This window comes from Nonomuraea aurantiaca (assembly GCF_020215705.1).
Lineage (GTDB): Bacteria > Actinomycetota > Actinomycetes > Streptosporangiales > Streptosporangiaceae > Nonomuraea > Nonomuraea aurantiaca.
Genome location: NZ_JAIWNB010000005.1, coordinates 61,462 through 87,960 on the forward strand (window position 1 = coordinate 61,462; position 26,499 = coordinate 87,960).

Annotated in this window: 28 protein-coding genes and 1 pseudogene; 14 read left to right on the forward strand and 15 right to left on the reverse strand. The window is 69.9% G+C overall.

Going from position 1 to position 26,499, the window contains the following annotated elements; genetic code table 11:
* The first annotated feature begins 1 nt into the window (after window position 1).
* From LDL49_RS14255 to LDL49_RS14275, 5 genes are read left to right on the forward strand one after another with little or no spacing between them, the layout of a single operon-like run.
* Window positions 2-1,009, forward strand: a complete 1,008-nt coding sequence (locus LDL49_RS14255) for an ABC transporter permease (protein ID WP_225291507.1) — start codon at window positions 2-4, stop codon at window positions 1,007-1,009.
* The gene (locus tag LDL49_RS14260) at window positions 1,006-1,911 is read left to right on the forward strand and encodes an ABC transporter permease (protein ID WP_225291508.1); all 906 of its coding nucleotides are present in this window, start codon (window positions 1,006-1,008) and stop codon (window positions 1,909-1,911) included. Before LDL49_RS14255 ends, LDL49_RS14260 begins: the two co-directional genes overlap by 4 nt.
* Before the next feature lie 2 nt (window positions 1,912-1,913).
* Window positions 1,914-2,903: an ABC transporter ATP-binding protein gene (locus LDL49_RS14265; protein ID WP_225291509.1), complete on the forward strand. Its 990-nt coding sequence runs from the start codon at window positions 1,914-1,916 to the stop codon at window positions 2,901-2,903.
* Window positions 2,900-3,910 (forward strand): ABC transporter ATP-binding protein, encoded by a 1,011-nt coding sequence (locus tag LDL49_RS14270; RefSeq protein WP_225291510.1) that lies wholly within the window; start codon window positions 2,900-2,902, stop codon window positions 3,908-3,910. Before LDL49_RS14265 ends, LDL49_RS14270 begins: the two co-directional genes overlap by 4 nt.
* Complete coding sequence (locus tag LDL49_RS14275) at window positions 3,907-4,815, forward strand: GNAT family N-acetyltransferase (protein ID WP_225291511.1); 909 nt, start codon at window positions 3,907-3,909, stop codon at window positions 4,813-4,815. The genes LDL49_RS14270 and LDL49_RS14275 overlap by 4 nt, the downstream gene beginning before the upstream one ends.
* A gap of 89 nt (window positions 4,816-4,904) precedes the next feature.
* Here the strand turns inward: LDL49_RS14275 and LDL49_RS14280 are convergent, their stop codons facing one another.
* The gene (locus LDL49_RS14280) at window positions 4,905-6,014 is read right to left on the reverse strand and encodes an exo-beta-N-acetylmuramidase NamZ family protein (RefSeq protein ID WP_225291512.1); all 1,110 of its coding nucleotides are present in this window, start codon (window positions 6,012-6,014) and stop codon (window positions 4,905-4,907) included.
* Between the two features lie 57 nt (window positions 6,015-6,071).
* Here LDL49_RS14280 and murQ point away from each other — a divergent pair, with 57 nt between their 5' ends.
* Entirely contained in the window at window positions 6,072-6,971 is a 900-nt protein-coding gene (gene murQ / locus LDL49_RS14285; RefSeq protein WP_225291513.1) for an N-acetylmuramic acid 6-phosphate etherase, read from the forward strand.
* 104 nt (window positions 6,972-7,075) lie between these two features.
* Window positions 7,076-8,131: a serine hydrolase domain-containing protein gene (locus LDL49_RS14290; protein ID WP_225291514.1), complete on the forward strand. Its 1,056-nt coding sequence runs from the start codon at window positions 7,076-7,078 to the stop codon at window positions 8,129-8,131.
* A 98-nt stretch (window positions 8,132-8,229) separates the two neighbouring features.
* On the opposite strand, the gene LDL49_RS14295 is transcribed toward LDL49_RS14290, so the two are convergent.
* The gene (locus LDL49_RS14295) at window positions 8,230-9,567 is read right to left on the reverse strand and encodes a hypothetical protein (RefSeq protein WP_225291515.1); all 1,338 of its coding nucleotides are present in this window, start codon (window positions 9,565-9,567) and stop codon (window positions 8,230-8,232) included.
* A 304-nt stretch (window positions 9,568-9,871) separates the two neighbouring features.
* Here LDL49_RS14295 and LDL49_RS59155 point away from each other — a divergent pair.
* The 4 genes and pseudogenes from LDL49_RS59155 to LDL49_RS14315 all read left to right on the forward strand — a co-directional run.
* Window positions 9,872-10,036: pseudogene (locus LDL49_RS59155) on the forward strand (hypothetical protein); the annotation flags it as partial.
* A 5-nt stretch (window positions 10,037-10,041) separates the two neighbouring features.
* The gene (locus LDL49_RS14305; protein WP_225291847.1) at window positions 10,042-10,341 is read left to right on the forward strand and encodes a hypothetical protein; all 300 of its coding nucleotides are present in this window, start codon (window positions 10,042-10,044) and stop codon (window positions 10,339-10,341) included.
* 137 nt (window positions 10,342-10,478) lie between these two features.
* Window positions 10,479-11,450, forward strand: a complete 972-nt coding sequence (locus LDL49_RS14310) for an aldo/keto reductase (RefSeq protein ID WP_225291516.1) — start codon at window positions 10,479-10,481, stop codon at window positions 11,448-11,450.
* 129 nt (window positions 11,451-11,579) lie between these two features.
* Window positions 11,580-12,152, forward strand: a complete 573-nt coding sequence (locus tag LDL49_RS14315) for a DinB family protein (protein WP_225291517.1) — start codon at window positions 11,580-11,582, stop codon at window positions 12,150-12,152.
* 75 nt (window positions 12,153-12,227) lie between these two features.
* Here LDL49_RS14315 and LDL49_RS14320 read toward each other — a convergent pair whose 3' ends face one another.
* From LDL49_RS14320 to LDL49_RS14365, 10 genes are all read right to left on the reverse strand, one after another.
* Window positions 12,228-13,556, reverse strand: coding sequence for a cytochrome P450 family protein (locus LDL49_RS14320; RefSeq protein ID WP_225291518.1), 1,329 nt, complete (start codon window positions 13,554-13,556; stop codon window positions 12,228-12,230).
* Complete coding sequence (locus LDL49_RS14325; protein WP_225291519.1) at window positions 13,553-14,131, reverse strand: GTP-binding protein; 579 nt, start codon at window positions 14,129-14,131, stop codon at window positions 13,553-13,555. Before LDL49_RS14325 ends, LDL49_RS14320 begins: the two co-directional genes overlap by 4 nt.
* Window positions 14,112-14,462 (reverse strand): DUF742 domain-containing protein, encoded by a 351-nt coding sequence (locus tag LDL49_RS14330; protein WP_225291520.1) that lies wholly within the window; start codon window positions 14,460-14,462, stop codon window positions 14,112-14,114. The genes LDL49_RS14325 and LDL49_RS14330 overlap by 20 nt, the downstream gene beginning before the upstream one ends.
* On the reverse strand, window positions 14,459-14,866 hold the full coding sequence (locus LDL49_RS14335) for a roadblock/LC7 domain-containing protein (protein ID WP_225291521.1): 408 nt from the start codon (window positions 14,864-14,866) through the stop codon (window positions 14,459-14,461). Before LDL49_RS14335 ends, LDL49_RS14330 begins: the two co-directional genes overlap by 4 nt.
* A 55-nt stretch (window positions 14,867-14,921) precedes the next feature.
* On the reverse strand, window positions 14,922-16,451 hold the full coding sequence (locus LDL49_RS14340) for a hypothetical protein (protein WP_225291522.1): 1,530 nt from the start codon (window positions 16,449-16,451) through the stop codon (window positions 14,922-14,924).
* A gap of 509 nt (window positions 16,452-16,960) precedes the next feature.
* The gene (locus tag LDL49_RS14345) at window positions 16,961-17,878 is read right to left on the reverse strand and encodes a lytic transglycosylase domain-containing protein (protein WP_225291523.1); all 918 of its coding nucleotides are present in this window, start codon (window positions 17,876-17,878) and stop codon (window positions 16,961-16,963) included.
* A 127-nt stretch (window positions 17,879-18,005) separates the two neighbouring features.
* Entirely contained in the window at window positions 18,006-18,590 is a 585-nt protein-coding gene (locus tag LDL49_RS14350; RefSeq protein WP_225291524.1) for a hypothetical protein, read from the reverse strand.
* A 13-nt stretch (window positions 18,591-18,603) separates the two neighbouring features.
* Window positions 18,604-19,083, reverse strand: a complete 480-nt coding sequence (locus LDL49_RS14355) for a zinc metalloprotease (protein ID WP_225291525.1) — start codon at window positions 19,081-19,083, stop codon at window positions 18,604-18,606.
* Window positions 19,084-20,048: 965 nt separating this feature from the next.
* Window positions 20,049-20,528: a nitroreductase family deazaflavin-dependent oxidoreductase gene (locus LDL49_RS14360; protein WP_225291526.1), complete on the reverse strand. Its 480-nt coding sequence runs from the start codon at window positions 20,526-20,528 to the stop codon at window positions 20,049-20,051.
* 151 nt (window positions 20,529-20,679) lie between these two features.
* The gene (locus tag LDL49_RS14365; protein ID WP_225291527.1) at window positions 20,680-21,579 is read right to left on the reverse strand and encodes a TIGR03619 family F420-dependent LLM class oxidoreductase; all 900 of its coding nucleotides are present in this window, start codon (window positions 21,577-21,579) and stop codon (window positions 20,680-20,682) included.
* Between the two features lie 18 nt (window positions 21,580-21,597).
* Between LDL49_RS14365 and LDL49_RS14370 the strand changes: the two genes are divergently transcribed.
* Both LDL49_RS14370 and LDL49_RS14375 read left to right on the forward strand, forming a co-directional pair.
* Window positions 21,598-22,452, forward strand: a complete 855-nt coding sequence (locus LDL49_RS14370; protein ID WP_225291528.1) for a phosphotransferase — start codon at window positions 21,598-21,600, stop codon at window positions 22,450-22,452.
* 54 nt (window positions 22,453-22,506) lie between these two features.
* Window positions 22,507-22,767 carry a TFIIB-type zinc ribbon-containing protein gene (locus LDL49_RS14375; RefSeq protein ID WP_214641807.1) on the forward strand — a complete coding sequence of 87 codons (261 nt, stop codon included), beginning with the start codon at window positions 22,507-22,509 and terminating at the stop codon, window positions 22,765-22,767.
* 125 nt (window positions 22,768-22,892) lie between these two features.
* On the opposite strand, the gene LDL49_RS14380 is transcribed toward LDL49_RS14375, so the two are convergent.
* The 3 genes from LDL49_RS14380 to LDL49_RS14390 all read right to left on the reverse strand — a co-directional run bounded on the left by LDL49_RS14380 (window position 22,893) and on the right by LDL49_RS14390 (window position 26,274).
* Window positions 22,893-23,885 carry a hypothetical protein gene (locus tag LDL49_RS14380; protein WP_225291529.1) on the reverse strand — a complete coding sequence of 331 codons (993 nt, stop codon included), beginning with the start codon at window positions 23,883-23,885 and terminating at the stop codon, window positions 22,893-22,895.
* A 37-nt stretch (window positions 23,886-23,922) separates the two neighbouring features.
* Window positions 23,923-25,515: an ABC-F family ATP-binding cassette domain-containing protein gene (locus tag LDL49_RS14385; protein ID WP_225291530.1), complete on the reverse strand. Its 1,593-nt coding sequence runs from the start codon at window positions 25,513-25,515 to the stop codon at window positions 23,923-23,925.
* 237 nt (window positions 25,516-25,752) lie between these two features.
* Window positions 25,753-26,274, reverse strand: coding sequence for a CGNR zinc finger domain-containing protein (locus LDL49_RS14390; RefSeq protein WP_225291531.1), 522 nt, complete (start codon window positions 26,272-26,274; stop codon window positions 25,753-25,755).
* A 25-nt stretch (window positions 26,275-26,299) separates the two neighbouring features.
* Here LDL49_RS14390 and LDL49_RS14395 point away from each other — a divergent pair, with 25 nt between their 5' ends.
* Entirely contained in the window at window positions 26,300-26,470 is a 171-nt protein-coding gene (locus tag LDL49_RS14395) for a hypothetical protein (RefSeq protein WP_225291532.1), read from the forward strand.
* Window positions 26,471-26,499 lie beyond the last annotated feature (29 nt).

Consider the following 26,499-nt stretch of genomic DNA (forward strand, 5'->3'; position numbering starts at 1 on the left):
TATGACGCTTATCGCACGCCGACTCGCGGGCCACCTGGCCCGCGGGTTCGTCATGATCATCGTGGTCGCAACGATCAGCTTCTTCATCATCAACAACATCCCGGGCGACCCCATGGCCGCCCAGTACGACAAGCTGCTCCAGAGCGGCATGTCTCCGGAGGCGGCTACGCAGGCCGTCAAGGTGCTGTACGGGTTCCAGCCGACGGGCTCGCTGTGGCAGCAGTACACCGACTACATCGGCGGGCTGCTCCACCTCGACCTCGGCACCTCGGTCAGCCGCCCGGGGCAGCCCGTGCTCGGCGTGCTCGGCGAGGCGGCCAAGTGGACCATCCTGCCGGTGCTGGGGGGCACGCTGCTCAGCTTCCTCGTCGGCGTCATCCTCGGCGTCTACGCGGCCATCAAGCGCAAGAGCAAGCTGGGCGACGCCCTGGCCATCTCCGGCTCGCTGCTGCACGGCATCCCGCAGTATGTGCTGGCGATGCTGCTCGTGGTCATCTTCGCCACGCTCATCCCCATCCTGCCCGCCGACGGGCCGGTGGACATCATGTTCGAGCCGGGCTTCAACGCCGGCTACCTCGGCTCGCTGGCCGAGCACGCGGTGCTGCCGATCGCCACGTACGCGCTGTCGGCCTACGGCGGCTGGGTCCTGGCGATGAAGTCGAGCGTTGTCACCGTGCTCGGCGACGACTTCATCCTGGCCGCCGAGCTGCGCGGCATGAAGCGCTCGATCATCTTCCGCTACATCGCGCGCAACGCGATCCTGCCGCTGTTCACGATCCTCGCCCTGTCGCTCGGGCTGCTCCTCGGCGGCGCGGTCTTCATCGAGAAGATCTTCAACTATCCGGGACTCGGGTGGCTGCTCATCGAGAGCATCAACACCCGCGACTACGCGCTGATGGGCGGGGCGTTCCTGCTGATCACCGCCGCGGTCATCGTGGCGAACATCGTGGCCGACCTGTTCTACACGGTGATCGACCCGCGGGTACGCAGCGGAGAGGACTCGACATGAGCACCGTGCTGATCCCTGAGACGGCGTCCGCCGCCGCGACCATGCGCCGTAACTTCTGGCTCGGCGTCTGGCGGGTGATGAAGCGCAAGCCCAGTCGGCTGGCCGGTGTGATCATCATCGCCGGCTTCGCGTTCATGGGCGCCTTCGGGCCGATGTTCTATCCGGACCAGCTGCCGGACGACTCCAACGCCATCACCCAGGCGCCGAGCTGGGCGCACTGGTTCGGCACCGACCCCCAGGGCAGGGACGTGCTCGCGCTGGTCATCACCGGCTCCCGCTACGTCCTGCTCAGCGCCGCGGTGACCGCGGTCATCACGGTGGTCTTCGGTACGACGCTCGGCCTGTTCTCCGGGTTCAAGCGGGGCCGCTGGGACAGCGTGCTCATGCGGATCACCGACATGAAGCTCACCATCCCCGGCCTGCCGCTGCTGCTGGTCCTGGCGATGGTCTGGAAGTTCGGCAGCCCGATCCAGATGGGCCTGGTGCTCGGCCTGCTCGGCTGGGGAGGGGTGGCGCGGGCCGTCCGCGCCCAGACGCTCTCGCTGCGCGAACGCGGCTTCATCGAGGCCGCGCGGGGGCTGGGCCTGTCCACGAGGCACATCATCGGCAAGGAACTGCTGCCGAGCATGGCCCCGTACATCGCGATGAACATGCTCATCGCGGTCACCGGCGCCGTCTACGCGCAGGTGGGCCTGTTCTTCCTGGGCGTCCTGCCGTACGAGGCGAACAACTGGGGCGTGATGCTCAACCTGGCCGTGTTCCAGGCAGGCGCCATGATCACGCCGAACGCGCTCGGTTACCTGCTGGGGCCGCTGCTGGCGATCCTGCTGCTCACCCTCGGCATCGTGCTCGTGGTCGACGCCATGGACGAGATCTTCAACCCCCGGCTGCGTGAGGAGTAGCAGTGGCGGACCAAGCACCGGGAGTGCGCATCGACGGCCTCACGGTCGTCTACAAGACGCCGGCGGGCGAGTTGCCCGCCGTACGCGGCATCAGCCTGACCCTGGAACCCGGCACGATCACCGGCATCGTCGGCGAATCGGGGTCCGGCAAGTCCACGCTGGCCCTGTCGCTGCTCAACGCGGTGCAGCCGCCGGGCAGGATCGCGGCGGGCAGCGTGGAGATCGACGGGCTCGGCGACGTGGTCGGGCTCGCGGGCGAGCAGCTGCGCAAGGCCAGGGGCGCCCACATCGGGTACGTCTTCCAGGCCGCCCAGAACTCCCTCAACCCGCTCAAGACCGTCGGCAAGCAACTGCTCGACCTGGGCCGCTCGCACGGCGTCGAGGACCTGCCCGGCCTGGTCCGCGAGGCCAGGGAGCTGCTGGGCCGGATGGGCCTCGACGGGGCCAGGGTGCTGGACTCGCACCAGCACGAGCTGTCCGGCGGCATGCGGCAGCGGGTCGGCATCATGCTGGCGCTGGTGCTCAACGCGCACCTGGTGGTGCTGGACGAGCCGACGACCGCGCTGGACATGATCACCCAGGCGAACATCCTGAAGATCGTCCGTGAGGTGCACGCCGAGCGCGGCCTGACCACCCTGGTGATCACGCACGACATCGGCGTGGTGGCCGAGGTGGCCGACCGGCTCGCGGTCATGTACGGCGGACGCCTGGTGGAGCAGGGGCCCACCAGGGAAGTGCTGGGCGCGCCCCGCCATCCCTACACCAGGGGCCTGATCAAGGCGATCCCCCGGCTGGTCGGCGACATCGACGAGGCCAGGGCGCTGCCGGGACGGCCGCCGACACTGGCGACGGTGCCCAAGGAGGGCTGCGTGTTCAGGGAGCGCTGCCCGCAGCGGATGGACGTGTGCGACACCGTCGATCCCTCGGTGGTGGCCGACGGAGCGAGGGTCGTGGCCTGCCACGCGGTGACGGTGAAGGAGCACGCTTCGTGATTACCGGGACGGGCATCACCAAGACGTTCAAGCAGCGCGGCAACATGCTCGGCAAGCGGGAGGTCCCGGCGCTGCGCGGCGTGGACTTCGCGATCACCAAGGGCGGGTCCGCGTCGTTCATCGGCGAGTCGGGCTGCGGCAAGACCACGCTCGGGCGCATCATCGCCGGGCTGGAGACCTACGACGCGGGCGAGATCGCGATCGACGGGACGCCCATGTCGCCGCTGAAGGTCAAGCAGCGGCAGCCGCACTTCCGCAAGATCCAGATGATCCACCAGGACCCCTACTCGGCGCTGAACCCGACCCGGACGATCTACCAGACACTCCAGGCGCCGCTGGCGCTGCGGGCCGGGCAGACCGGTCGGCCCGAGGGCTGGATCGACGAGCGGGCCGCCGAGGTGCTGTCGCTGGTCGGCCTCGACCCCGGAACGGTCCTGTCGCGCTACCCGCACCAGCTCTCGGGCGGCATGCGGCAGCGCGTGGTGATCGCCCGCGCGCTGACCGTCGACCCCGAGATGCTCGTCGCCGACGAGGCGGTCTCGATGATCGACGTGTCGTTGCGGCTCGGCATCCTGGCGCTGCTGAAGGACCTACGTGAGCGGCTGGGCGTCAGCGTGCTGTTCATCACGCACGACGTGGCCACCGCGCGCTACATCGGCGGCGACAGCGAGCTGTACGTGATCTACCGCGGCCAGGTCGTGGAGCGCGGGCCGGTGGACACGATCATCGCCGACCCGGTGCATCCGTACACGCAGTCGCTGCTGTCCGCCATCCCCGTGCTGCACGGGCTGGAGCGGCCCGGTGAGGAGCCGGTGGTGCCGCTGGAGTCGCTCGCCGAGGACCAGTCCGACAGCGGGTGCCTGTTCGCGCCCCGGTGCCCGTTCCGCGGCGACGGGTGCACGGACGAGCGGCCGCTGCTCCAGGTGACGGACGGCGTACCTCAGGAGCACGCCTGCTACTACCCGCGGCGGCGCAGCGTCATCGCGCGCCCGATGAGCGAGGTGTGATTCCGGTGACCCGGCAGGCCGACGCCGCCGACCTCGCGGGCGCCGCGGCGGCGATCCGGCAGGCCGACGCCGCCGACCTCGTGGCCGCCGCGGAGGTGGCGCGGGCGGCGCTCACGCTGGACGGCGGCGAAGGGGCGGCCCTGGTCGAGCGGCTGGCGCGGCCGCCCGCCGGTCGGCGCTGGACCGCGCTGGTGATGGACGGCGGGGTCGTCATGGCCTCGGTGTCCGCCAAGGATCCGGCCGTCGGGCACCTCGATCTGCTGGCCGTACACCCGGACGCGCGGGGGCGGGGGCACGGCCGGGCGCTGGTCGGCGCGGCCGAGGAGTGGCTACGGTCGGCGGGGGCGAGGCAGGCGCGCTTCGCCGGGAACCCGCCCTGCTACGCCTGGCCGGGCATCGACGTGCGCTACACCGCCGCCGCGTGCCTGGCGGAGCGCCTCGGCTACGAGCGCTACCACGTGGCCTGGAACATGACCGCCGACCTCGGCCCGGACCTGTCCGTCGAAGAGGAGCCGGCACGGCTGGCCGAGGCCGGAGTGAGCGTGCACGCGGCCGGGGCGGACCGGGAGCGGGTTGCCGCTTTTGTGCGTGAGCACTGGAACGAGAACTGGGCCTGGGAGGCCGCCGGCGCCGCCGGGCTGCACTACGCCGAGCGCGACGGGCGGATCCTGGGGTTCGCCGCCTGGGGGGCGCGGCCGGCCTGGTTCGGGCCGATGGGGACGGCGCCCGAGGCGCGCGGGCTCGGCGTGGGCGGCGTGCTGCTGCGCCGCTGCCTGGCCGAGATGCGCGCCGCCGGACAATCCAGCGCGCAGATCGGCTGGGTCGGGCCGCTGCGGTTCTACTCGCGCGCCGTGGGCGCGCGGGCCGAACGCGTCTTCTGGCTCTACCGACGCGATCTGGCGTGATGTCACACGCCGGTACGGATTCCGCCATCTTCGGTGCGCCGCTTCACGCGGCCACCGTAGGTGCAGACTCCGCAACCTGCGGTGCGCCGCTAGTAGAGGAGCCGGCCTTCGGGATGGGCGGGGTCGGGGCAGAGGGCACGTGGGTCCTCCCCGGCGTCCAGGCACCTCGTGAGCGTGTCGGAGCCCCACAGGTGGTCCATGAACAGCTCGGGCCCCCACCAGGCCAGCTCGCCCGGATAGAGCGTGCGGGCCACGTGCAGCATGGACAGGCCGGTCAGCACCGGCCGGTACGCCTCCCGGTCGTGCACGTGCAGCTGGACCCCGTGCACGGTCGTGCCCGCGTGCTTGTGGAACGTCGGCGTGAACCAGGTCTCCCTGAACCGCACCCCGGGCAGGCCGAGCGCGTTGAGCGCGGGCGCGAACCGGTCGTCGACGTACGGCGCGCCGACCAGCTCGAACGGCCGGGTGGTGCCGCGTCCCTCGGAGAAGTTCGTGCCCTCGAACAGCCCGGTGGCCGGGTAGGCGTACGCGGTCTCGACGGTCGGCATGTTGACCGACGGCATCACCCAGGGCAGCCCGGTCTCGGCGAACGTCATGCCGCGCCGCCACCCGTCCATGGTGACCACGCGCAGGTCCAGGTCGAAGCCGAACAGCGTGGCCAGCTCCCCCGCGGTCCTGCCGTGGCGTACCGGCAGCGGGAACCTGCCGACGAAGCTGGCGAACTCCGGGTCGAGCAGCGGCCCCTCCTCGACGGTCCCGCCGAGCGGGTTGGGCCGGTCCAGCACCACGAACCGCAGGCCCAGCCGGCCGGCCGCGGCCATCAGGTCGTACATGGTCCAGATGTAGGTGTAGAAGCGGGTGCCCACGTCGGCGATGTCGAACACCAGCGTGTCGACGCCGGCGCCCGCCACCACCTCGTCCAGCGCCGCGCCGGAGACCTTGTGGGTGTTGAAGACGGGCAGGCCGGTTCTGGGGTCGATCGTGTCGGACTCGCTGCCGTTCGCCTGAGCGGTGCCCCGCATGCCGTGCTCCGGGCCGAACAGCGCCGTCAGCGGCACTCCGGCCGCGCTGAGGGCGTCCGCCGTGGGGGTCAGATCAGGCAGGACGCCTGTCGGGTTGGTGATCAGGCCCAGCCGGGTGCCACCCGCCAGGGTGGGATCCGTGGCCAGCCGTTCGGCGCCAGTGCGTACGTACGTCATGAACCCATTGTCTGAAAGATATTTACAAGAGAGAAGTAGAGGGTGGAAATTAGCGTCATGATTGATCCGCTCCCCGAGCTGCCCACCGAACAGAGCGATCCCCGCTACAGCCAGATCGACCGGATGCCGACAGAGCAGGTCGCCCGGCTGATGAACCAGGCCGACGCCGCCGTGCCCGCCGCGGTCGCCGTCGCGATCCCGGTCATCTCCGCCGCCATCGACGCGATCGCCGCGCGCATGGCCGAGGGCGGGCGGCTGCTGTACGTCGGCGCCGGTACGTCGGGGCGGCTGGCCGTGCTCGACGCCTCCGAGTGCCCGCCGACGTTCGGCACCGATCCGTCGCTCGTCCAGGGCATCATCGCGGGCGGCCACGACGCGCTCACCCGCTCCGTCGAAGGCGCGGAGGACGACGCCGCCGCGGGCGCCGCCTCGCTCGCGGAGCTGGAGGTGGGCCCGCTCGACTCGGTGGTGGGCGTGTCGGCCAGCGGGCGGGCCCCCTTCGTGCTCGGCGCGCTGGCGGAGGCGACCCGGCGGGAGGCGCTGACCGTCGGCCTTTCGTGCAACGACGGCGCGCCCCTGTCGGCCGCCGCCGAGCACGCGATCGAGGTGGTGGTGGGTCCCGAGGTGGTGACCGGCTCCACCCGGCTCAAGGCGGGCACGGCTCAGAAGCTGGTGCTCAACATGATCTCCACCATCTCCATGGTCCGGCTCGGCCGTACGTACGGCAACAAGATGATCGAGATGTCGGCGATGAACAGCAAGCTGGCGGACCGGGCGCTCCGCATGGTGCGCGACATCACCGGCGCCGACGACGACACGGCGGGCAAGGCGCTGGACGCGGCGGGCGGGCAGGCGAAGATAGCGGTGCTGATGATCCAGCACGGGCTCGACGCCGGCGGGGCCCGCGCCCTGCTGGAATCGCACGGCGAGCGACTCAGCGACGCGCTGAGCAGCTGACCGGCTGAGCAGCTGACTGACTGAGCGACTGAGCGGCTGGGCGAGTGAGCGGCTCGTGGGCGCGGTGAACCCACGAGCTGGTGGACCGACGGGGAGGCTGAACGATGTCCGATCGGCTGGACGCGATCCTGGCGGACGGCGTGCCGCGCGTGTGCTCGGCGGCGGTGGCGCTGATCTCCGTGGACGGCTCGGTGGCGGCCTCGGCCGTCGCCGGGGAGCTGGTCCGCTATGCCGACCTCGAGGGCACCCTGACCGCCGACCGGCCGGCGGCGGCCCGCGACTCGGTCTTCGACCTGGCCTCGATCAGCAAACTGTTCACCACGGCCGTGGTGCTGTCGCTGGCCGAGGAGGGCCGCCTGGACCTCGACGAGCCGGTGGCGGCCTGGCTGCCGGGCGCCGACCCTCGGGTCACCCTGCGGCGCCTGCTCACGCACACGGCCGGTCTGCGGCCCACCCGCCGCATCGACCTCGAACTGCCCGGCGCCGATCCGGCCGCGCGCATGGCGGCGATGGTCGGCACCCCGGTCACCGGCCCGGTCGGCGGGCCGTATCTCTACAGCGACGTGGGCATGGTCATGGTGGGCCGCGTCGCCGAACTGGCGGGCGGCGCGCCACTGGACGCGCTGGTCGGCGAACGGGTCACCGGCGTGCTCGGCCTGACCGACACCGACTTCCGGCCGGGCCCGGCGACGCTCCCGCGGATCGCCGCCACCGAGTGGAAGCCCGAACGCCGGGGACCCGGCTGTGTGCGCGGCGAGGTGCACGACGAGACCGCGTACGGCCTGGGCGGCGTGGCGGGGCACGCGGGCGTGTTCGCGACGGCCGACGACCTGCTGGCGTTCGGCGAGACGCTGCGGCTGGGCGGCGGCGCGCTGCTGCGCCCGGAGACCGTGGCCGAGATGGTCCGCGACCAGGGAGCGGAGGGCGCCGCGTTCCGGCACGGCCTCGGCGTACGGATCGGCGACCCGGCCATCGTGGGACCGCTGGGCGCCGCCTTCGGCCATTCCGGATTCACCGGCACCTCACTGGTCGTCGACCCGACCCGCGGGCTCACCGTGGTGCTGCTGACGAACGCCGTACACCCGGTGCGGGGCCGCGACGGCATCCGCGGCCTGCGCCACGCGGTCGCCGCGGAGGCGCTCCGGCTCGCGGCGTCCTGACACCGGAACCGCATCGCTCCTCGGATCTCGGCGGTGATCGCAGCGTCGCCACGATGCGGGCGCGGACCTGGCCGGCCCGGCACTCGGTACGGGTGCCCTCAGGCAGTGGCCTGCAGGCTCTTGAAGCCGGTGATCTCGCGGTCGCCCACCTTGGTCGACACGTCGATGTCACGGGCGCCGTACCATTCGGCGCCCTGCACGGCCGCGACGGGCGCGAGACCGGCGATGACGAGGATCACCATGGTCAGGCGCGAGCCGAGGAATTCGGCGAACAGTCTGGCTTGGGGATTCAGCCTTCCCGCGATGCCGTAGGCCATGATCCCGACAGCGCTCATGATGGAGAAAGCCATGGCGATCCAATGAATGACCTTCAGCGCCTCGACCGTCGTGGCGAGAGCTTTCGAGAGCCGGTCGACCCGCTCGGTGAGCACGTTTCCCGCGGCGAGGAACTCCAGCAGACGCAGATCGGCCTCCGAACTCGAGGCGTCCTGCCACGAGCTCAGCACCGCCTCGCGTACCGCCGCCGTGTCATGGCCGAAGGTCTCCCCCAGTTGCCAGGCTAGGTCTCGCCACCCGAGCACCGCGCGGTCCAGGGTCTCGTCGGACGGGATGACCAGCGAGGCCCACGCGAGCCCGGCGGCCACCGCGGACCAGCTGAACCTCTGTGCCTTCTTCAGATTGGCATCGGTGGTCTTGCTCCAGCTCGCCAGCTCGGACTTGGCCCTCCCCAGATCCCTCTCCGTGTTGGCGTAGCCTCTCACCATGTCGCGCTTCCAGCCGTCCGGGTTCGCTTCCCGGAAAGGCGCGAACTGCTTCGGCCACCTCCTGTTCATCGAATCGCCTTCCGCGCTCAGGCCGGCGAGCCTCGACTCCAAACGCTCGACCCCGGCGACGCGGCGCCGGGCCTCCCCCGCGGCCTCGTTCTTCCATCGGGTACCCGCCGCGACGCCGGTACCCGCACCGGCCGCAAGGCCCGCCGCGCCGGCCAGCCACGGCCCGGTGGTCTTGGCGAGGAGGCCGAAAGCGCCGCGGAGCTCCTCCCCGAACGAATGGAGCTTGTAGAGGTCCGGGTCCTCCTCCCAGGTGTCCTCATCCACGGGGCGCTTCCCGCCGGCCGCCCTGGACTTCGCCACCGCGTCGAGCACGGCCCGTTCGGCGGCGCTCTCCGCCGCTGTGAGCGTCCGCGCGGACGTGAACACCCGATCACACAGGTCATCCGCCACCTGCATGCCGGCATGGAACTCCGTCCGCAACGAGTCCCAGATGTCGTTGTACCGGTGCCGGGCCGGCCACTCCCCGGCCGCGCTGAGGGCGAGCGGCGGCAGGGCGACGTGATCTCCCATGTTGATAAGCGAGTACATACTCTCCCGCATGTCGTGGAGGAGCACCCCCGCGTCGTAGAAACCGCCGTTCCCCGGATCGAAGCCCAGCGACATATGCGCCCCCATCTCCTGTCGGTGTGCTAGCTAGATCGACTCTGCCGCGGTACATGATGTCAGGTCGTCGGTCCGAAAGATCCTTTCCGGACAGGTCGGGCAGTGTGCTCGGTTGCCTGAGGAGGGGCCGAACAGTCGTCGGTCTCCTCGATGCTCGGGCCGGGCGAGGAGCTCCGCGTCGATCTCGCCCCGGGACCGACGAGGGTCTCGGTGGCGCCGTGCACCGCCCGCACCTCGGCCCGCGACCAACGTCTCGCGGCACGAGTGCGGGCTCGCGGACGTGAGCCGGCTGAAGGCCAACGCCATGCGCGACGTGGTGCATCAGCATCATCCCGCCGCGCGGGTCTTCACCAGCGCCCTGCACCTGAGCGGACGGACCCGCCAGCAGGTACGGGACCTCATCAGGTACGTCGAGGCGGATCTGGTGATCTGCGCGACCGACAGCCGGGAGAGCCGGCTGCTGATCAACCGGATGTGCCTGGAGGAGGGCCTTCCGCTGATCCTCGGGGGCTGCTGGAGCTGCTCGACGGCGAGTCGCCCGCCTTCGCGACCCTCGGCGTCGACCTCGTCGCCCCGATCCACCAGTGGATCAACCGCCGCGAGCTGACCCACGCGGGACTCGAGCCGATGGGGGTGTCCATCGACCGGCAGAGCGTGCTCCGCTGGTACGGAGTCCTCCTCCAGCCACTCGAAGACTGCGCGGTCTGCGCGGTCGGCTCCGGCGTCGCCAAGTCGGAAGACGACGCGTACTTCGGCGGCCCCGAACCGGCCTGATCGTCGAACGCCCCCAGCACATGCCATCAGCCCAAGGAACCCACGATGGTGTGACATGATCCCGCTCACGGCGCCAATAGCGTGGGAAGCATGTGGTGTACGGACGGTACACCGACTAGGGAAGCAGAGGCGCCGAGATGCGTGATGAGCTGACTGTGCGGCCGATGGGGCGGAGCGGGTTGCCGGTCACGCCGGTGGGGATCGGGCTGGCCGCGCTGGGCCGGCCGGCGTACATCACCCTCGGCCGGGAGGAGGATCTCGGCGGTGATCGCAGCGTCACGGCGATGCGGGCGCGGACCTGGGCGGTGCTGGATGCGGCGCTCGCGGCCGGCGTACGGTACTTCGACGTGGCCCGCTCCTACGGCAGAGCCGAGGAGTTCCTCGCCGGCTGGCTGCGTGAGCGCGGCATCGCGCCCGGGGCCGTGACCGTGGGCTCGAAATGGGGCTACGCCTACGTCGGCGACTGGCGGATGGACGCCGACCTGCATGAGGCGAAGGAACTGTCCGCCGACCGGCTGCGCCACCAGCTGGACCAGACCCGCGCGCTGCTGGGCGAGCACCTGTCGCTCTACCAGATCCACTCGGCCACCGTCGAAAGCGGCGTGCTCGGCGACGAGGACATCCTGACCGAACTTCGCGAGTTGCGCGCCGGGGGCGTCTCGGTCGGTCTGTCCACGACCGGCCCGCGCCAGGCGGACACCATCGACCGGGCGATCGAGATCGGCCTGTTCGACACGGTCCAGGCCACCTGGAACCTGCTGGAGCGATCCGCCGGCCCTGCGTTGGCCCGGGCGCACCGGTCCGGCCTGGGCGTGATCGTCAAGGAGGGTGTGGCGAACGGCCGCCTGACCTCCCACGCCGCCCCCGCCGCGCTCGCCCGTGCCGCCCGGGAACGCGACGTCACACCGGACGCCCTGGCCTTGGCCGCGATCCTGGCCCAACCGTGGGCCGACGTGGTGCTCAGCGGGGCCGCCTCGGTGGATCAGTTCAGCAGCAACCTGACCGCGACGCGGGCCGGCTGGGACACGGAACTGGACGAGCGCCTGGCCGTACTGACCGAGGACCCCCAGACCTACTGGACGACCCGAAGCTCGATGAAATGGCAGTGATCATGCCTAGTGATCATGCCTACGGGCGGCAGCCGCGGCAGCCGCTCGGTCGTCGCCTCGGCGCTCACGCGCTCATCGTTCCACCGATCACGGAACGATCCTGACCGCGATATGCGGGAGGCTGGACCCATGACCGACCAGACCTGGAACACCCTGCTCCGAGACCAGACCGCCTGGCACTGGACCCATCAGCTGCGCGAGCGCCTCGACGGGCTCACCGACGACGAATACTTCTGGGAGCCGGCGCCCGGCTGCTGGAACGTGCGCCCGCGCGGCACCGGCACCGCCCCGGTGCGGGCCGGAGCCGGCGCGATGACCATCGACTTCGCGATGCCGATGCCCGACCCGCCACCGTTCACCACGATCGCCTGGCGACTCGGGCACGTGATCGTCGGCGTGCTCGCGGTGCGCAACGCCGCGCACTTCGGTCGCGCCCCCACCGACTACCGGTCGTTCGAGTACGCCGCGACCGCGGACGCGGCTCTGGCCCAGCTCGACGCGGAGTACGCCACGTGGCTGGCCGGGGTCGAGTCCCTCGGCGAAACAGGCCTCGCCCGCCCGTGCGGGGAGGCGGAGGGACCGTACGCCGAGTATCCCCTGGCAGCGCTGGTGCTGCACATCAACCGCGAGCTGATCCACCATCTGGCCGAGGTATGCCTGCTCCGCGACCTCCACCTGCACACTCAGCGGGAGACGAGCTGAGAGGGCCCGCGACGTACAGATCGCCTGCCGAACCCGGCACCAAGCTGGGCACTCCCGTTCAGGCCGGGGAGGAGTTCACGAGGACCAGGGGGCCGAGGTCGTCATGTAACCGGCGGACCGCGCCGGGGAGGTCGGCGCCGAAGGGGTCGAGGACGACGGGGAGTGCGGAGCCCAAGGGGATTCTCCTGGCTGATCGGGGCGGATAGGAGTGAAGCGCACCGGCAGGTGCGCCAGCGAGCGGTGGAACGGGCCCGGCCGCCACAGCAGTTCCTCACGCGGCACGGTCAGTTCGAGGTCGCACAGGTGAGAGGTCAGGCGCTCGATCGCGGTCATGGCGATGAGCACGGCCGGGTCGCTGGCCGGGCAGCGGTGCGGCCCGGCGCCGAAGCCCAGGTACGCGCCGCCGTCGGAGCGCTGCTCCTCAGGCACGCTGGCAGGCTCGGTATTGGCCGCGGCATAAGAGACGAGGACCAGCTCGGCCGGCTGGATCCAGGTGCCGTGGAAGTGCACGGGCCGGCGGACGAAGTACGGGCCGTAGTTCGCCATGGCGGGCTCGGCGCGCAGGGCTTCCATCAGGGCGTCGTACGTGCTGAGCGCGCCGTTGGAGAGGGAACTGTAGTAACGGTCGTCACTGACCATCCGGGAGATCGTATTGGAGATCAGGCTGGACGTGGGGTCGAAGCCCGCGGCCAGTACGAGCACCATGGCATGCACCAGCTCTTCACCATCCAGCCCGGCTGGATGGTCGATGAACCAGGAGGTCAGGTCGTCGCCCCGCTGGGCGTACTTGGACTGGATCAGCTCGCCGATGTAGCGGCCGAACTCATCGCTGCCTCGCGCGCCCACCTCGCCGTCCGCCTCCATCATGTCCGACAGGGCCTTGCTCAGGGCGACGCTGTCGGAGTCGGGCCGCCCGAAGAGCAGGTTGAACACGCGCAGCGGGATGGGGCGGGCGAACTCGGCGGCCAGGTCGGCCTCGCCCTTCGCGGCGAACTGGGCGATGAGCGAGTCGGACACCTCGATCACCATCTGGCGCAGCTTGTGCGGCTGGACCAGCGTGAAGCAGTCGGAGATCACCTTTCGGTAGCGGGCATGCTCGGCCCCGTCGGAGTACAGCGCGTTGGGCCGGTGGCCGAGCATGGCGATCATTCCCGCGGCGTCCGGGGTATCGGGGAGCCGGGTCTGCCAGGCGCTGGGGTTCTTGCTCCAGACGCCGCCGGCGTTGGTGAGCACGTCCACGGCGGCCTGATAGCCGATCACCAGGTGGGCCTCGATGCCCGGGGCGATCTCGACGGGCGCGACCGCGCCGTGCCGTCGGCGCAGCTCCGCATAGATCGCCTGCGGGTCCCTGGCGTACTCCTCCCCGTACAGGCGCCCGGCGTCGGGCATGTAGCGCAGGGTCATGACAGCACCAGCTCTCTGATGTGCTCCACCAGCGCGATCAGCGAGGCGCGGGCGGAGGCGGGGTCGCGGGCGTCGCACACCACCAGCGGCGTGCTCGGGTCCAGGTCGAGCGCCTTGCGCACGGTTTCCAGCGGGTAATCCGGCGAGTCGGCGAAGTGGTTGACGGCCACCGCGTAGCGGATGCCGGCGTTCTCCACCAGGTCGAGTACGGCGAAGCTGTCGTCGATGCGGCGGGTGTCGGCCAGCACCAGCACGCCCAGCGCGCCACGGACCAGCTCCTCCCACAGGACCTGGAACCGGGTCTGTCCCGGCGCGCCGAACAGGTAGAGCACCACACCCGGCAGGGTGAGACGGCCGAAGTCGATCGCGGTGGTCGTGGTCGTCTTCTCGTTCACGCCGGTGAGGTCGTCGACCAGCGTGCCCGCCTCGGTGAGTACCTCCTCGGTGTTGAGGGGCCTGATCTCCGAGAGCGCGCTCACGATGGTCGTCTTGCCCACGCCGAACGGTCCTGCGATGACCAGCTTGACCGGGATGTGTTCGGTACTGATACGGCTGTCAGAGAGCGCGGAGGCCACTGAGCACCAACTCCAAGATCTCGATGTCGGGCAAGTCGGCGGCCGGCGGGTCGCGGGTCAGCAGTGTTCCGCCGCCGACGAGCCCGGCGACCAGCAACCGCACCACGCAGTAGGGCAGGCCCAGATGCGCGGCGCATTCGTACACCGACAACGGCCCGTCCCGCAGCAGGGCCAGCAGATGCGACCCCGGAGGGTCGAGCCCCTCGGTGGCGGCGTCGGGCACGATGGAGACCAGGGTCGTGCGCTCGACGGTGATGTGCTCGGGCAGGGTCAACCTCGCGGCGGCCATGTAGTCCGGTACGACCCGCCGCCGCTGCCGTCCGGAGGTCATGTCCGGACGCCCGGCACTCTGGCCGCGCTGGCCTCGTCGAGAGCCTTGATCAGCTTCTGCACCTGGAGCTGCACCTCGTAGGCCAGCGAGCCGATGTTGACCGCTCCGGTGGCGGCGACGACGATGGCGGCGCGGTCGCCGGCCGGGGCGACGTAGTAGTAGCCGCTGCCGGCGGAGATGACGATGTCGACCACCTCACCCTCGGCGCCGTTGCTGAGGCCGTCGCACAGGGCGCGGGCGGCTCCCAGAACGGAGCTCGTCATGGCAGCGGCACGCTCACCGCTCTCGGTGCTGACGTCGGCCGAGCCACCGAGGATGAGCCCGTCACGGCTCAGCACCACGCCGCGGGCGACTCCGGGCAGTGCCAGCAGGGGCGACAGGACCCAGGACACGTCGAGGGACAACGGGCGACCCTTGGACTGAACACGACCGGAAGCACTGTGAGTGTCCATGGAGCGGTCAAATCCCTTCGGTGATGTCATGCCGCTGGGGCGGGAGCGCTTCGCGGCGGCCCGCTTCGGCTCCGACCTGGAAGTCTCCCCACCGCTTCTGGGCCTCTTCCGGAGTGGTCAGCAACCTGCCGCCCGAGTCGTCGGAGCCTCCGGGGCCGCCCGGTCCGCCGGTGGGCCTGGAGCCGGACGCGGCACGCGTCGGCTGCCGTCGGCGCTGCGGCAGCGGCGCCAGATCCTCCGTCTGGTCATGCCGTTGCCTGGGCCCCGTCGCGGGCTCCGGACGGCGCGTTTCCGCGGGCTCGGGCCGTACGGAGGGGGCGACGGGCTCCGGTCGAAAGGCGGCCGCGGGTTCCGATCGGATGACCGTGGCGGCGGTCGGAACGGGGGCGCGGACCGGCTCGGGTGCCAGCACCGACGGCCTGCTGCCCTCGGGCATCTCCACCAGCAGGGCTGTCGGGATGCTCAACACGGCCTGGACGCCGCCGAAGGCGCTCTTCTTGAGCGTGACCTGCATGCCGTAGTGCGCGACCTGGCGACCGATCGCGGCCCAGCCGGTGCGGGGCGGGTTGCCCAGGTCGACCAGGCGGACCGGGTGGGTGCCGCTCAGCAGGCGGGTCGCGCGGGCGTACTGCTCCTCGTTGAGGCCGACGCCGGCGTCGTCGATGACGATGGCGGCGCCGTTGTTGGTCTCGTGCACGGCGATGGTCACCTTCAGCGTGCCGTGGGAGTGGTGGACCGCGTTGGCGAGCAGCTCGGCGGTGGTGAAGAGGATCGACTCCGCCGCGCGGGCGGCGACCCCGATCCGGCGGCGCAGGTGGTTGGCCGGGCCCTCGATGCGCTGCTCGAAGTTCTCCACCCGCGAGATCGCGCCCACCATGAGGTCCACCAGATAGGTGTCGTCACGCGACAGGCCGGGCGTGGCGCCGCAGGCGATGCCGGTGACCTGCACGCGACGGATGATGAGCTCGTTGAACATGTCGAGCCCCAGCACCTCGCGCAGCAGCGCTGTGTGCTCGTCGCCGCTGTAGCGCCGCTGCACGTCCGCGAGCAGGTCCTGGGCGCGTAGCGCCTGGGTCTGTACGCGCGATATCGCGCCTCTGACGACCGCCTGGGCCGCCTCGTCGATGCGCTCGCCTTCCTCGCGGACGCCGCGGGTGAGCGTGTCGAGGATGGCGCGGTGCAGCCTTTCGACGTTCGTGCCGGCGAGCGCCGGGTTCTGTACGCCGGGCACGATCACGTGCGGGGCGCGCAGGTGCGACAGCAGGGCGGGAATCCGCTTCGAGATCAGGTACTCGGTCTCGGCGTGCACGAGATCCTGCTGGGCGCGTGCCTCGCGCAGCAGTTCCGCGCTCTCCTTGGCCTGGCGCTCCGCCCGCACTAACCGCTGGTCCCTGGCGCTGGACTCGCCCGTCAGGTGTTCCTGAGCCTGACGAGCCCGAACGACCTGATCACGGGCCTGGGCCAGGTCGCGGCGTACACGCATGTGGAGAATCAGTACGCCCACGAGGACGAGGGCGAGAACGGCGGCGCCGATCATTATCGGGACGCTGAAGGAGTCTGGCGGCATGACAATCCTGGGGTTGGGGGAAAGCCGGCGGAGCGCTGTCGACCGCCGGAGAGCCTGCGTTAGCGGCGCATGGGGGTCTCGCGCGGTGGCTGGCCGGGATCGCGTCGATGTGACGATCGCCCTTCCGTGACGCCGGCGCGGTTGAGTGCCTGATGCGGTTCAGACTGAGGCATCGCGGTGCCAGGCGACATGGGCATCCTCGGTCAGCGGAACGATGAGCAAACGGGAAACCGGAATTTCCAGAAAGTCACGATAGTCTACAGGGAGTAAGATCGTAACTGCGTTCGGCCATATAACATCAGATTTGTCGGGTTCGACGGTCGCGCTCATCGTTCCACAGATCACGGAACGATCCTGTCCGCTATATGCGGGAGGCTGAACCCATGACCGACCAGACCTGGCTGGCCGGGGTCGAGTCCCTCGGCGAAACAGGCCTCGCCCGCCCGTGCGGGGAAGCGGAGGGACCGTACGCGCAAAGGTCAGCGGGGGCCGGTCAGGCGGACATCGCCCTGCGCGGACAGGACGAAGACCTGCCAGTTGTAGTACGCGTAGAAGCTGCGTGAATCGCGCTTGATCTGACGGGCGTGCGCAAGGACGGCATCCACGTACCGGGTGTCGTGGTTGTAGGCGAACACCGCACGCCGGTAGTCTCGCGGCGCCCCCGACGCCTTGAGGTAGTTGGCCGCGGCGAGCACCGCGTCACGCGCGTCGTGGACATTCCCGCCCAGCCCGTACTGCCGCCACGTGCCCGGCATGAACTGCATGGGCCCTTGTGCCCCGGTGGAACTCGCCGACCTGACCCGTCCGAACTTCGTCTCGACGAGCATGATCGCCGCGAGCACCTCCCATTCGACGCCGAACCGCTTCTCGGCCCGCACCATGTGGCCGCGCAAGCGCTCGGCGGGCAGCGGCTCCACCAGGCGCATCCGCTTGCGCTGCGCCGCGCTGATCGGACGGGCCATGGACAGCAGCTTCCCGATGGCCGTGGTGTTGTCGCGCGCCTCAGCGGCCAGCCTTTTGGGCAACCGCCTGACGACCCCCTGGGTCAGCGCCGTGCTGCGGGCCATCGCCCGGTAGATGCGCTGCTGATGGAGGGAGAGCAGTACGACGTCCTGCGGCGGCCGCTCCTGCGCCCCCTTGGTCCAGCCGTCGATCGCCTCGTTCAGCGCGGTGGTCGTCTTCTTCAAAGCATCGGCCAGCTTGACGGGGTCGGTGGGAATGCGGACATCAGGCGCGGGCAGCCCCATGGCCCCCGCCTGCGGGGAGGGCGTCTGGGTGGCACTCGGAGCGATGACCTGGGCCGGCCGCTCCGGTGCCGCCGAGCCGTCCGCCTCGCCGCCACATCCCGTGAGGACGGCTACGAGGGATGCCGCGATCATGACGTGGACGGATCTCATGAAGCCCTACCGTATCGCCCGGATCACCTGTTACGAGGCGATGATTTACATGGATGGCTTGCGGCCCATCCACGACGCGCCGAACAGCCCGCACAAGGCGGGCTGTTCGGGGTGGGATGTTTCCGAGTTAAGACATCGTTTCCAGTTCGGCACGCGTCAGCTTAAGGGTGTTGTCCGGCAGCGACTCGGGGTTGCTGGAGGTGTCCAGCGGATACTTGGCCTGGACGGGGTTGAGCAATGCGGCGGGCGAGTCAGGGTAGGTTTCCAGGAACAGGACGTAGCCGCTGTCCTGGTTCATCGGAGTGGTGTGCTCCTCCGCATAGGTCACCCCTTCGAAGTTTCCCCCGAGCTCCTTGACCTCGATGGACTGCCCCACCTGGGCTTGACCTTTGAAGACCTTTGTCACCTGGGCGGTGTAGACGGTGATGACCGTCTGCGGGGCCTCGGGCTGAGCAGCCACCCCGGCCGGGGCTCCCGCGTTGGGATTCAGGTTCGGATCTGTCTCTGCGGGATCGGGCGCTTCCTCTTGTTCCTGGAGATAACGCGGCTCTCCGACGATGCGGGCTTCGACGACCAGGGTCGCCTTGTCGAAGAGCGCGTCGGCGCTCTGGTACTGGGGATAGTCGGCTCGATAGAGGACAGGTTCCTCATGCGCCGAGCATGCGGTCACGAACACCGCGGCGAAGACAAGTGCGCCAAGACGCCGTAGCACGGGCCGGCCTCCTTTAGTAGTAGGCGTTGACGTCGGCGACATCGTGCGACTGGGGCTTGGTCATCGAGTTGCGGTTCCTGCTCGAATTCATGATCGAGGTGCCCGAGTTGTGCGCGAGGTTCAACGCGTGCCCGAGCTCGTGAACCAACGTGCTCGTGACGAAGTTCGAGAAGTTCGACGCGTCCCTGTTGATCGTCCGGGAGTTCAGCCGGACGTACATGCACATCCCGCCGCACCTCTGATAGTGCCCGTAATAGGTGTTGCTGTAGGACTTCACCGTGATCGTCGAACCCGAATTCGAGTTCTTGTAGAAATTGGCGGGGCTCGCCGTCGCGTTCCAATTGGACAGCGCCTTGTTCATCGGCGTCTGCCAGGTGCCGTTATAGCTGTAGGGGTAGATATGAATACTGGCGATGTCCTGACCGGTGCCGTTCCAGTGGGCGAATGCCGGCGAGACGCCCACCGTTCCCACCAGCATGACGGTGAGGACCATGAACAATCCTCGCCGTGCGTTACGTCCTAACGTTCCCGAATGCATTGTCGAGCCGTCACTCCTTGCGCTCTGGGGGGTGTCGTGCGTGCACACAAAAAGGGAGGTGACCATCGAGATAAAAGTCAAGGCCCGGCCATCGAATGGGAGGCGTCGAAAGCTGGTCGAAGCGCTTTGAACGGAGTATGAACGCCAGAATGATCACGTGTCAAGGATTGGCCGAGCAGGGTGCCGACGACATGGTCACTCCCAGCAAGTAAGGAGGGAGTTACAACTCGGACGCGGTTTCATCCGCCTGCTCCGCGGGGATCAGGGCCAGAGTCCCGCGCTGGTCGTCGGCGAACCCGGGCGCCAACAGCTCACGGGTCGGTTCGGCTTCCAGCCGCGCCCGCTGTGCGGCGGTCGGCTTCTCCCGCGAGACGGGCCCCTGCGACCGCAGCGCCCCGCTGCCCAGCCGCACGCCGGTGACCGACCGCTCATCGACCCCTAAGTCCCGCGAAACAAACAGTCACGGCTGATGACTCTACGAATTCTCCCCGCGCATGTCCGGGAAATGTCCCGTCGAAGCCCTGGAGAAAGGATTTACCGAAAGCCAGGATTGAAACGCCCGCCCAGCAATGCCCGGCCGGCGACAGCAACTGAGGAGGCGTCAATGAACACAAAAGTAGCCCTGGTCTCCATCGCGCTGGTAACGGCCGCGACCGCGACCGCGATGTCCACCACAACGCCTGCATCGGCTGCCGGCCAGGCAACGGCCCGGTATATCCAGTCCGTACAGGCTCCTCCAGGCTGGACGAAGTGGGCTCACTTCAGCCGACTTGACTATTGCCTCGCAGCAGGAGAGGCAGGTAAGGAGGCCGGTCGATGGAAGGATTGGGCCTGCTATTACCCTCCGGCAGGTTACGACCTGTGGGTCCTACTGCCCTAGTCAAGAGCCGAGTACCGCGTCACCATACAGACATGTCATGTCAGTGTTCCTCGGCCGCGGGCTCCAGAACGAAGACGGGGATCTCACGGTCGGTCTTCTTCTGGTACTCGGCGTAGTCCGGGTACGCCTCGACGGCTCGAGCCCACCACACGGCCTTCTCGTCCCCGGTCACCTCACGTGCCAGCATGTCCTGGCGCACCGGGCCGTCCTGAAGCTCCACCCGAGGGTCGGCCACCACGTTGTGGTACCAGACCGGGTGCTTGGGGGCTCCTCCCAAGGAGGCGACCACGGCGTAGGAGCCGCCGTGTTCCACCCGCATCAGCGGGGACTTGCGGATCTTGCCGCTTTGGGCGCCCAAGGTGGTCAGGATGACGACAGGCAGGTCCCGCCGCTTCGCGTCTTCCGACCCGATCAGACTGCCCAGCGTGGTTCCTTCCGTACCGCCGGAGCTTTCGTACAGCTCCACCTGGTCACGTACAAACTGCGTCGTGCTCGGCTCGTACTCACCTTTGAGTGGCATGTTGCGTATCTCCAAGCTGTCGAGAATGTCCGATCCACGCAACGCGAAAGGCGGACGCGATCATTCCCGGTGCTGTTGAGCTGGTCGAGGGCCATATGGTCAGGGTGCTCGTGGAAGGGCGTGCGCCCACTGTGCCAGGAACAGCCAAGCGCTAAGCCGAGGGTGCCAGGGCCTCCAGCGCCTCCTCCGCGCGGCGCATCGCCTCCTTGGCGTCGGAGGTGACGATCTGCGGGTCGAAGTTCAGGTCGTGGAAGACCTCCGTCACGCCCTGAGCCGCCAGTTCGCCGACGTCGGCCCTGATCTGCTCGTAGGTGCCCGTCAGTGGCTGCCGATCCGCAGCCCCTTCCGGGCGTACGCGGGTCACGCCCCGGCAGACGAAGCGGAACGCGTCGGCGTCGCGGCGGCCCGCCGCCACGGCCGCCGACTTGATCAGCTCGATCCGCCCGGCGACCGCCGACAGGTCCTCCCGGCTCGAACTGATCCAGCCGTCCGCGAGCCGCCCGGCCCGGCGGAGCGCGACGTCGGCGGTGCCGCCCAGCAGGATGGGCGGCACCGGCGCCGGCTTGGGGTCGATGTGGGAGCGCGGCACCTGGTAGAACTCCCCGTGGTGCTCGACCACCTCGTCCTGCCACGCCTTGCGCAGCACCTGGACGAACTCCTCGCCCCTGCGCCCCCGGTGCTCGAAGCCGACCCCCGCCGCCTCGAACTCCTCCCGCAGCCACCCCAGCCCGAGCCCGGCCGTCAGCCTGCCCAGGGAGACGTTCTGCAGCGTCGCGAGCTGCTTGGCCAGCGGCACCGGCTGGACGAAGGCGTTGACGATCGCCACGCCCAGCCGGATCGTGCTGGTCACCCCCGCCAGATAGGCGAGCGTGACGAGCGGGTCGTGCACGCTGCGATATGTCGGTCCCATCGGATGCCCCACCGGATAGAGCACCCGCTGGAAGGTCCAGAGCTCGTGATATCCCAGCTCCTCGGCGCGGGCGGCGACACGACGCATGTTGCCCGGCGTGGCCCACGGCCCGGACTGGGGCACGGCGAAACCTACTCTCATGCCCCCTAGTCTGTACGAGTGGCTCTGGAGGAGGAGCTGGCGGGGATCGCCGGCGCTTATGGCGGCACGGGCGACCTCGTGCGCCACCCGACACGTACCGACGTGGTGGTCCTGCGCCGGGGCGAGGTGGTGGTGAAGGCGCACTCGGCGCGCGACGAGGTGGAGTCGCTGCGGCCGAGGCTGCGCGCGGCCGCGTCGGCGGCGCTCAGCGGCCTGATGCTGGCGCCGCTGAACCCCGAGGTGCTGACCGTGGCGGGCCGTGCCGTCACCGTGTGGCCTGCGGGCCGGCCGGTCTCCCAGGACGCCCCTGACGCCGCGCCCTGGGAGGAGGGGGCCAGGCTGCTCGCCCGGTTACACGCCGTACCCCTGACGCTGTTACCGCCGCTGCCCGCGGCCGGAGGGCCGGCTCGGGCCGCCCGCGCGGTGCGGCGGATGCCCGGCGACGGTCCCGTCGAGCAGCTCGTACGCCGGGCGTTCAGCGAACTCCCCGAGCCCGAGCCGGGCCCCGGACTGCTCACCCACGGCGACTGGCACCTGGGCCAGCTCGTCTGCCGCGACCGCTGGCTGCTCATCGACGTCGACGACCTGGGCGTCGGCGACCCCGCCTGGGACCTGGCCAGACCGGCCGCGTGGTACGCCGCCGGGCTGCTCGACCCGGCCGTCTGGGAGCGATTCCTGGGCGCCTACCTCGCCTCCGGCGGGCCCGCCCTCGGCCGGGGCGACGACCCGTGGCAACGGCTGGACCTTCCCGCCCGGGCGCTGACCGTGCAACTGGCCGCCGTGGCGGTCCTCAACGCCTTCCGGGAGCGTCGGGAACTGGACGAGGTGGAGCATTCGTTGGTCGAGTCGTGCAACAGAATCGTCCGAGCGTGACGGTGTTTCGCGCGGTAGGTTCTTCCCTAAACTCCCAGCCTAGGAGAGCGTGAAATGCAGTGCCCGAAGTGCCGCGGCAATATGCGGACATATGAGCGTAATGGCGTCCACATCGAGCAGTGCGACAACTGCCGGGGGATCTTCCTCGACTACGGCGAGCTCGAGACGCTGACCCGGATGGAGTCGCAGTACCACGCCGCTCCGCCGCCGGCGCCGGGCCCGGCCTGGGGCGCCCCCCACGGCGCTCCTCATGGCGGCCACTACGGCCACCACCGCGGCCAGCGCAGCTGGGTGGGCATGCTGTTCTCGACCTGATCCGGTCTCGGCCTGATCTGGTCTCGACCTGATCCGGTTCCGGCCTGATCAGGTCTGCTCCCCCGATCCAGCGGGCCGCGTACTCCCACTCAAAGTGCGCGGCCCCGGCCCATCAGGACGGCCCGTCAGTGCGGGAACTGCTCCGGATCCACGTCGGAGGTGCGGGCGTTGCCGCCGGAGATGGCGTGCAGCGTGACCCGCCAGTCGTGCCAGCGGATCTGCGTGGCGGTGAACGTGGTCTTGAACTTCACCGTCTTCTGGAACCGCTCGAAACTGCACTCACGGGTGAACGACTTGCTCTTGCCGTCCCAGTCCACGCCGTGCGTGAAGAAGATCTTGTAGCTGCCGTCGCGCACGCCCCTGACCTTGAACTTCGCCTTCTTGCGCACGTACACGCTGAACGCCGTGGACTTGCCCTTCAGGACGGTGACGACCGCGTCCCGGGTGCCGCCGTTGTCGATCTGCAGCGAACTGCGGCCCGTCATGCTGGTCTTGCGGAGATAGTGGCCGTTGCCGAGCCGCCTTGACTGCTTGCCCTTGGCCTTGACCGTGACCACGTCGGCCGGATAGCCGCCGGCGCCCTGCAGCGCCTCGCCCGCCTGGTCGAGCGAGTCGAGCCGGTCGCCCAGGTCGGTCAGCACGGCCGACGAGGTGCACAGGCTACGGCTGCCGACCTTGCCCGCCGTGGCGCCGAGCTGGGTGGCGAAGTCGCGCAGGCTGGCCACGTACGCGTCGTGCTGGGCGCGTACCTCCTGGGGCGGCGCGATGGCGGCCAGCTCGTTGGCGGCGCCCAGCAGCTTCTCCTGGGCGCTCTGCACGCGCTGGTCGAGCGTCTTGACGGTACGGGCGCCGGCCATGGCGTTGATCGCGTCGAGCATGGCCTTGTGCTTGGTGCCCAGCTCGCTCTTGTACGCCTCGGCGGTCAGCGCGGCCGGCCCGGTCGGGCCGCTGCTCTGCGGGGTGGCGGGACCGGAGTTCGCGACGATCGAGCCGGTGCCGCCGCCGACGCCGCTCACGCTGGCCTCGCCTCCGCTCGGCCGCTGGGGCGCGGCGGAGCACGCGGCCAGTGTGAGCGTCGCGAGCGCGAGCGTGGAACAGATCAAGCGAGGGGCAGCCACGTGCCACACTATCGCCGGATTGATCCCTACCCGTCAATTACGATTCGGTCAGTCCCTCCTCGCGGTCCTGCCGCAGCCACCTGGTCAAACCGAGCATGTCCAGGAAGGGCAGATCGTGGCTGGCCACGATCAGCGCACCCCGGTACGCGGTGAGCGCCTGCGCCAGCTGGCGGACGCTGGGCATGTCGAGATTGTTGGTCGGCTCGTCGAGCAGGAGCAGCTGCGGCGGCGGCTCCGCCGACAGCAACGCCGCCAGGGTCGCGCGGAACCGCTCGCCGCCCGACAGCGTGCCCACCGGCCGCGCCACCCGATCGCCCCGGAACAGGAACCGCGCCAGGCGGGCGCGCACCTCGTTCACCGGCGCGGACGGCGCCAGCGCGCGGACGTTGTCGAGCACGCTCAGCGAGTCGTCGAGCAGGTCGAGCCGCTGCGCCAGGTAGCGGACCGGGACGTTCGCCCCGTGTTCGGTGATGCGCCGCAGCAGGGTGGTCTTGCCGGACCCGTTGGGGCCGAGCAACGCGATCCGCTCGGGCCCGCGCACGACCAGCTCCTTCAGCACCCGGCTGTCCGCCTGGTCGGGGTCACGCGTCGTACGGGACAGCGGGAGTTCCAGGACGACGCGGCCGGCAGGCACCGCGGTGCCCGGCAGGTCGATGCGGATCTCCGCGTCGTCGCGGACCGCCTGCTCGGCCTCGGTCAGCCGGTCACGGGCCTCCTCCAGCTTCTCGGTGTGCATGTTGCGGTACTTGCCCGCCGACACCTGGGCCTGGCGCTTGCGCGCCTGCATGATGATCTTCGGTTCGCGCTTGTTGGCGTACATCTTCTCGCCGTAACGCCGGCGCCGGTCGAGCCTGGTGCGGGCCTCGACCAGCTCGCGCCGCTGCCGCTTTACGTCGGCCTCGGCGACCCGGACGCCGCGTTCGGCGACCTCCTGCTCGGCGGCGAGGATCTCCTCGTAGTCGCCCAGGTTGCCGCCGAAGCGGCGGACGGCGCCCTCGCGCAGGTCGGCGATGTGGTCGACGAGCTCCAGCAGCGCGCGGTCGTGACTGACGACCACCATCACGCCCGGCCAGGCGGCGACCGCAGCGTAGAGCCGCCGCCGCGCGTCGAGGTCGAGGTTGTTGGTGGGCTCGTCGAGCAGCAGCACGTCGGGCCGCTTGAGGAACCGGGCGGCCAGCGCGACCATGACGGTCTCACCGCCCGACAGCGTGGCGACCGTACGGTCGAGCTCCACGTGGCCGAGGCCGAGCCGGTCCAGCTCGGCCCGCGCGCGCTCCTCCACGTCCCAGTCGTCGCCGACGGCCGCGAAGTGCTCCTCGGCGACGTCACCCGCCTCGATGGCGTGCAGCGCCGCGCGGACCGCGCTGACGCCGAGCAGGTCGGACACGGTACGGGCGGCCTTCAGGGAGAGGTTCTGCGGCAGGTAGCCCACCTCTCCCACGACCGAGACGGATCCGGTACGCGGGACCAGCTCGCCGGCGATGATCCTGAGCAGGGTGGACTTGCCGGAGCCGTTGGCCCCGATCAGGCCGGTGCGCCCGGCCGGGAAGGCGGCGTCGAGGCCGTCGAGCACAGGGGTGCCGTCGGACCAGGCGAAGGACACGCCGTCGACGACGATGGAAAGAGACATGAGGTGGCTCCCATCACAAAGATCGAAATTTTGTGACTTGGCGGGAAACACCGCTGAATACGACGCCTGCTGACGGCAGCCGAATACGGCAAAGGATCGTATGCCCAGAGGATCGTACGCCGAAGGAATCGGCCAGGTGCGGTGCCCGCGACCTCAGACCCTCACGTCAACTGCCCCCAGGGCTCGGCGATACGTCGCAGTGGACTGTACCCGGCCGGAAATCATCCGGCAAGGCAATTATCCGGCAAGGCCCTTGGCCCGATGAGCCGCCACGTTCACCCGGTTGGCGCAGGCCAGCGAGCAGAACCGGCGGCGTCCGTTGCGCGAGGTGTCGACATAGACCGTCTCGCACCCCGGCCGGTCGCACCGGCCGAGCCGGCGCCCGTCGGAGAACGAGATGGCCATGGCCAGCCCGCCCGCGGTGGTGTCCTTCGCCCTGCTGACGATGTCGGCGTCCACGGAGAAGAAGTGCAGGTGCGGCTCGCGGCCGTCGTGCGCGCTCACGTAGGGCTTGGACGCGGTGATGTCGAGCAGGTCGTTGATCAGCTTGATCTGGGTGTCCTGATCCCGCTCGCCGAAGAGCGGGGCGAGGCGGTGCCGCCACTCCGCCAGCTCGGCCGCCTGCTCGGGCGTGACCTGCGGGCGGAGCATGGCGTGCTCCGCGAGCATCGCCTCGACCGCCTCCGGCCGGAAGTCGGTGCCGTTGACGAGGGCGGCCGCCAGGGCGGCACCGTTGCCTCCGTAAGCATTGAAATGCATAAGACCATTACATCAGGCTGGAGTCATGCATTCCAGAGACCTCCACGATCTGCTGGCTCTCGCCGTCGTCTCCTCGCACATGACCTCCGAGGGCGTGGTGTCCTACCTGCGCTGCGCCTGCGGCGCGTGGGAGGTGCGGACCGCGCGCCTGGTCGGCACGGCCCGCCCGCGCGGCGGCGTACGGCGGCGCGGCTGACGATCAGGCATCGACTGACACGGGGGACG

Bases quoted from the DNA above. Each gene is read 5' to 3' on its own strand.
- LDL49_RS14255 (WP_225291507.1), top strand. From the start codon at position 2: ATGACGCTTATCGCACGCCGACTCGCGGGCCACCTGGCCCGCGGGTTC.
- LDL49_RS14260 (WP_225291508.1), top strand. From the start codon at position 1,006: ATGAGCACCGTGCTGATCCCTGAGACGGCGTCCGCCGCCGCGACCATG.
- LDL49_RS14280 (WP_225291512.1), bottom strand. From the start codon at position 6,014: ATGACGTACGTACGCACTGGCGCCGAACGGCTGGCCACGGATCCCACC.
- murQ (WP_225291513.1), top strand. From the start codon at position 6,072: ATGATTGATCCGCTCCCCGAGCTGCCCACCGAACAGAGCGATCCCCGC.
- LDL49_RS14290 (WP_225291514.1), top strand. From the start codon at position 7,076: ATGTCCGATCGGCTGGACGCGATCCTGGCGGACGGCGTGCCGCGCGTG.
- LDL49_RS14295 (WP_225291515.1), bottom strand. From the start codon at position 9,567: ATGTCGCTGGGCTTCGATCCGGGGAACGGCGGTTTCTACGACGCGGGG.
- LDL49_RS14310 (WP_225291516.1), top strand. From the start codon at position 10,479: ATGCGTGATGAGCTGACTGTGCGGCCGATGGGGCGGAGCGGGTTGCCG.
- LDL49_RS14315 (WP_225291517.1), top strand. From the start codon at position 11,580: ATGACCGACCAGACCTGGAACACCCTGCTCCGAGACCAGACCGCCTGG.
- LDL49_RS14320 (WP_225291518.1), bottom strand. From the start codon at position 13,556: ATGACCCTGCGCTACATGCCCGACGCCGGGCGCCTGTACGGGGAGGAG.
- LDL49_RS14330 (WP_225291520.1), bottom strand. From the start codon at position 14,462: ATGACCTCCGGACGGCAGCGGCGGCGGGTCGTACCGGACTACATGGCC.
- LDL49_RS14340 (WP_225291522.1), bottom strand. From the start codon at position 16,451: ATGATCGGCGCCGCCGTTCTCGCCCTCGTCCTCGTGGGCGTACTGATT.
- LDL49_RS14345 (WP_225291523.1), bottom strand. From the start codon at position 17,878: ATGAGATCCGTCCACGTCATGATCGCGGCATCCCTCGTAGCCGTCCTC.
- LDL49_RS14355 (WP_225291525.1), bottom strand. From the start codon at position 19,083: ATGGTCCTCACCGTCATGCTGGTGGGAACGGTGGGCGTCTCGCCGGCA.
- LDL49_RS14360 (WP_225291526.1), bottom strand. From the start codon at position 20,528: ATGCCACTCAAAGGTGAGTACGAGCCGAGCACGACGCAGTTTGTACGT.
- LDL49_RS14365 (WP_225291527.1), bottom strand. From the start codon at position 21,579: ATGAGAGTAGGTTTCGCCGTGCCCCAGTCCGGGCCGTGGGCCACGCCG.
- LDL49_RS14375 (WP_214641807.1), top strand. From the start codon at position 22,507: ATGCAGTGCCCGAAGTGCCGCGGCAATATGCGGACATATGAGCGTAAT.
- LDL49_RS14385 (WP_225291530.1), bottom strand. From the start codon at position 25,515: ATGTCTCTTTCCATCGTCGTCGACGGCGTGTCCTTCGCCTGGTCCGAC.
- LDL49_RS14390 (WP_225291531.1), bottom strand. From the start codon at position 26,274: ATGCATTTCAATGCTTACGGAGGCAACGGTGCCGCCCTGGCGGCCGCC.
- LDL49_RS14395 (WP_225291532.1), top strand. From the start codon at position 26,300: ATGCATTCCAGAGACCTCCACGATCTGCTGGCTCTCGCCGTCGTCTCC.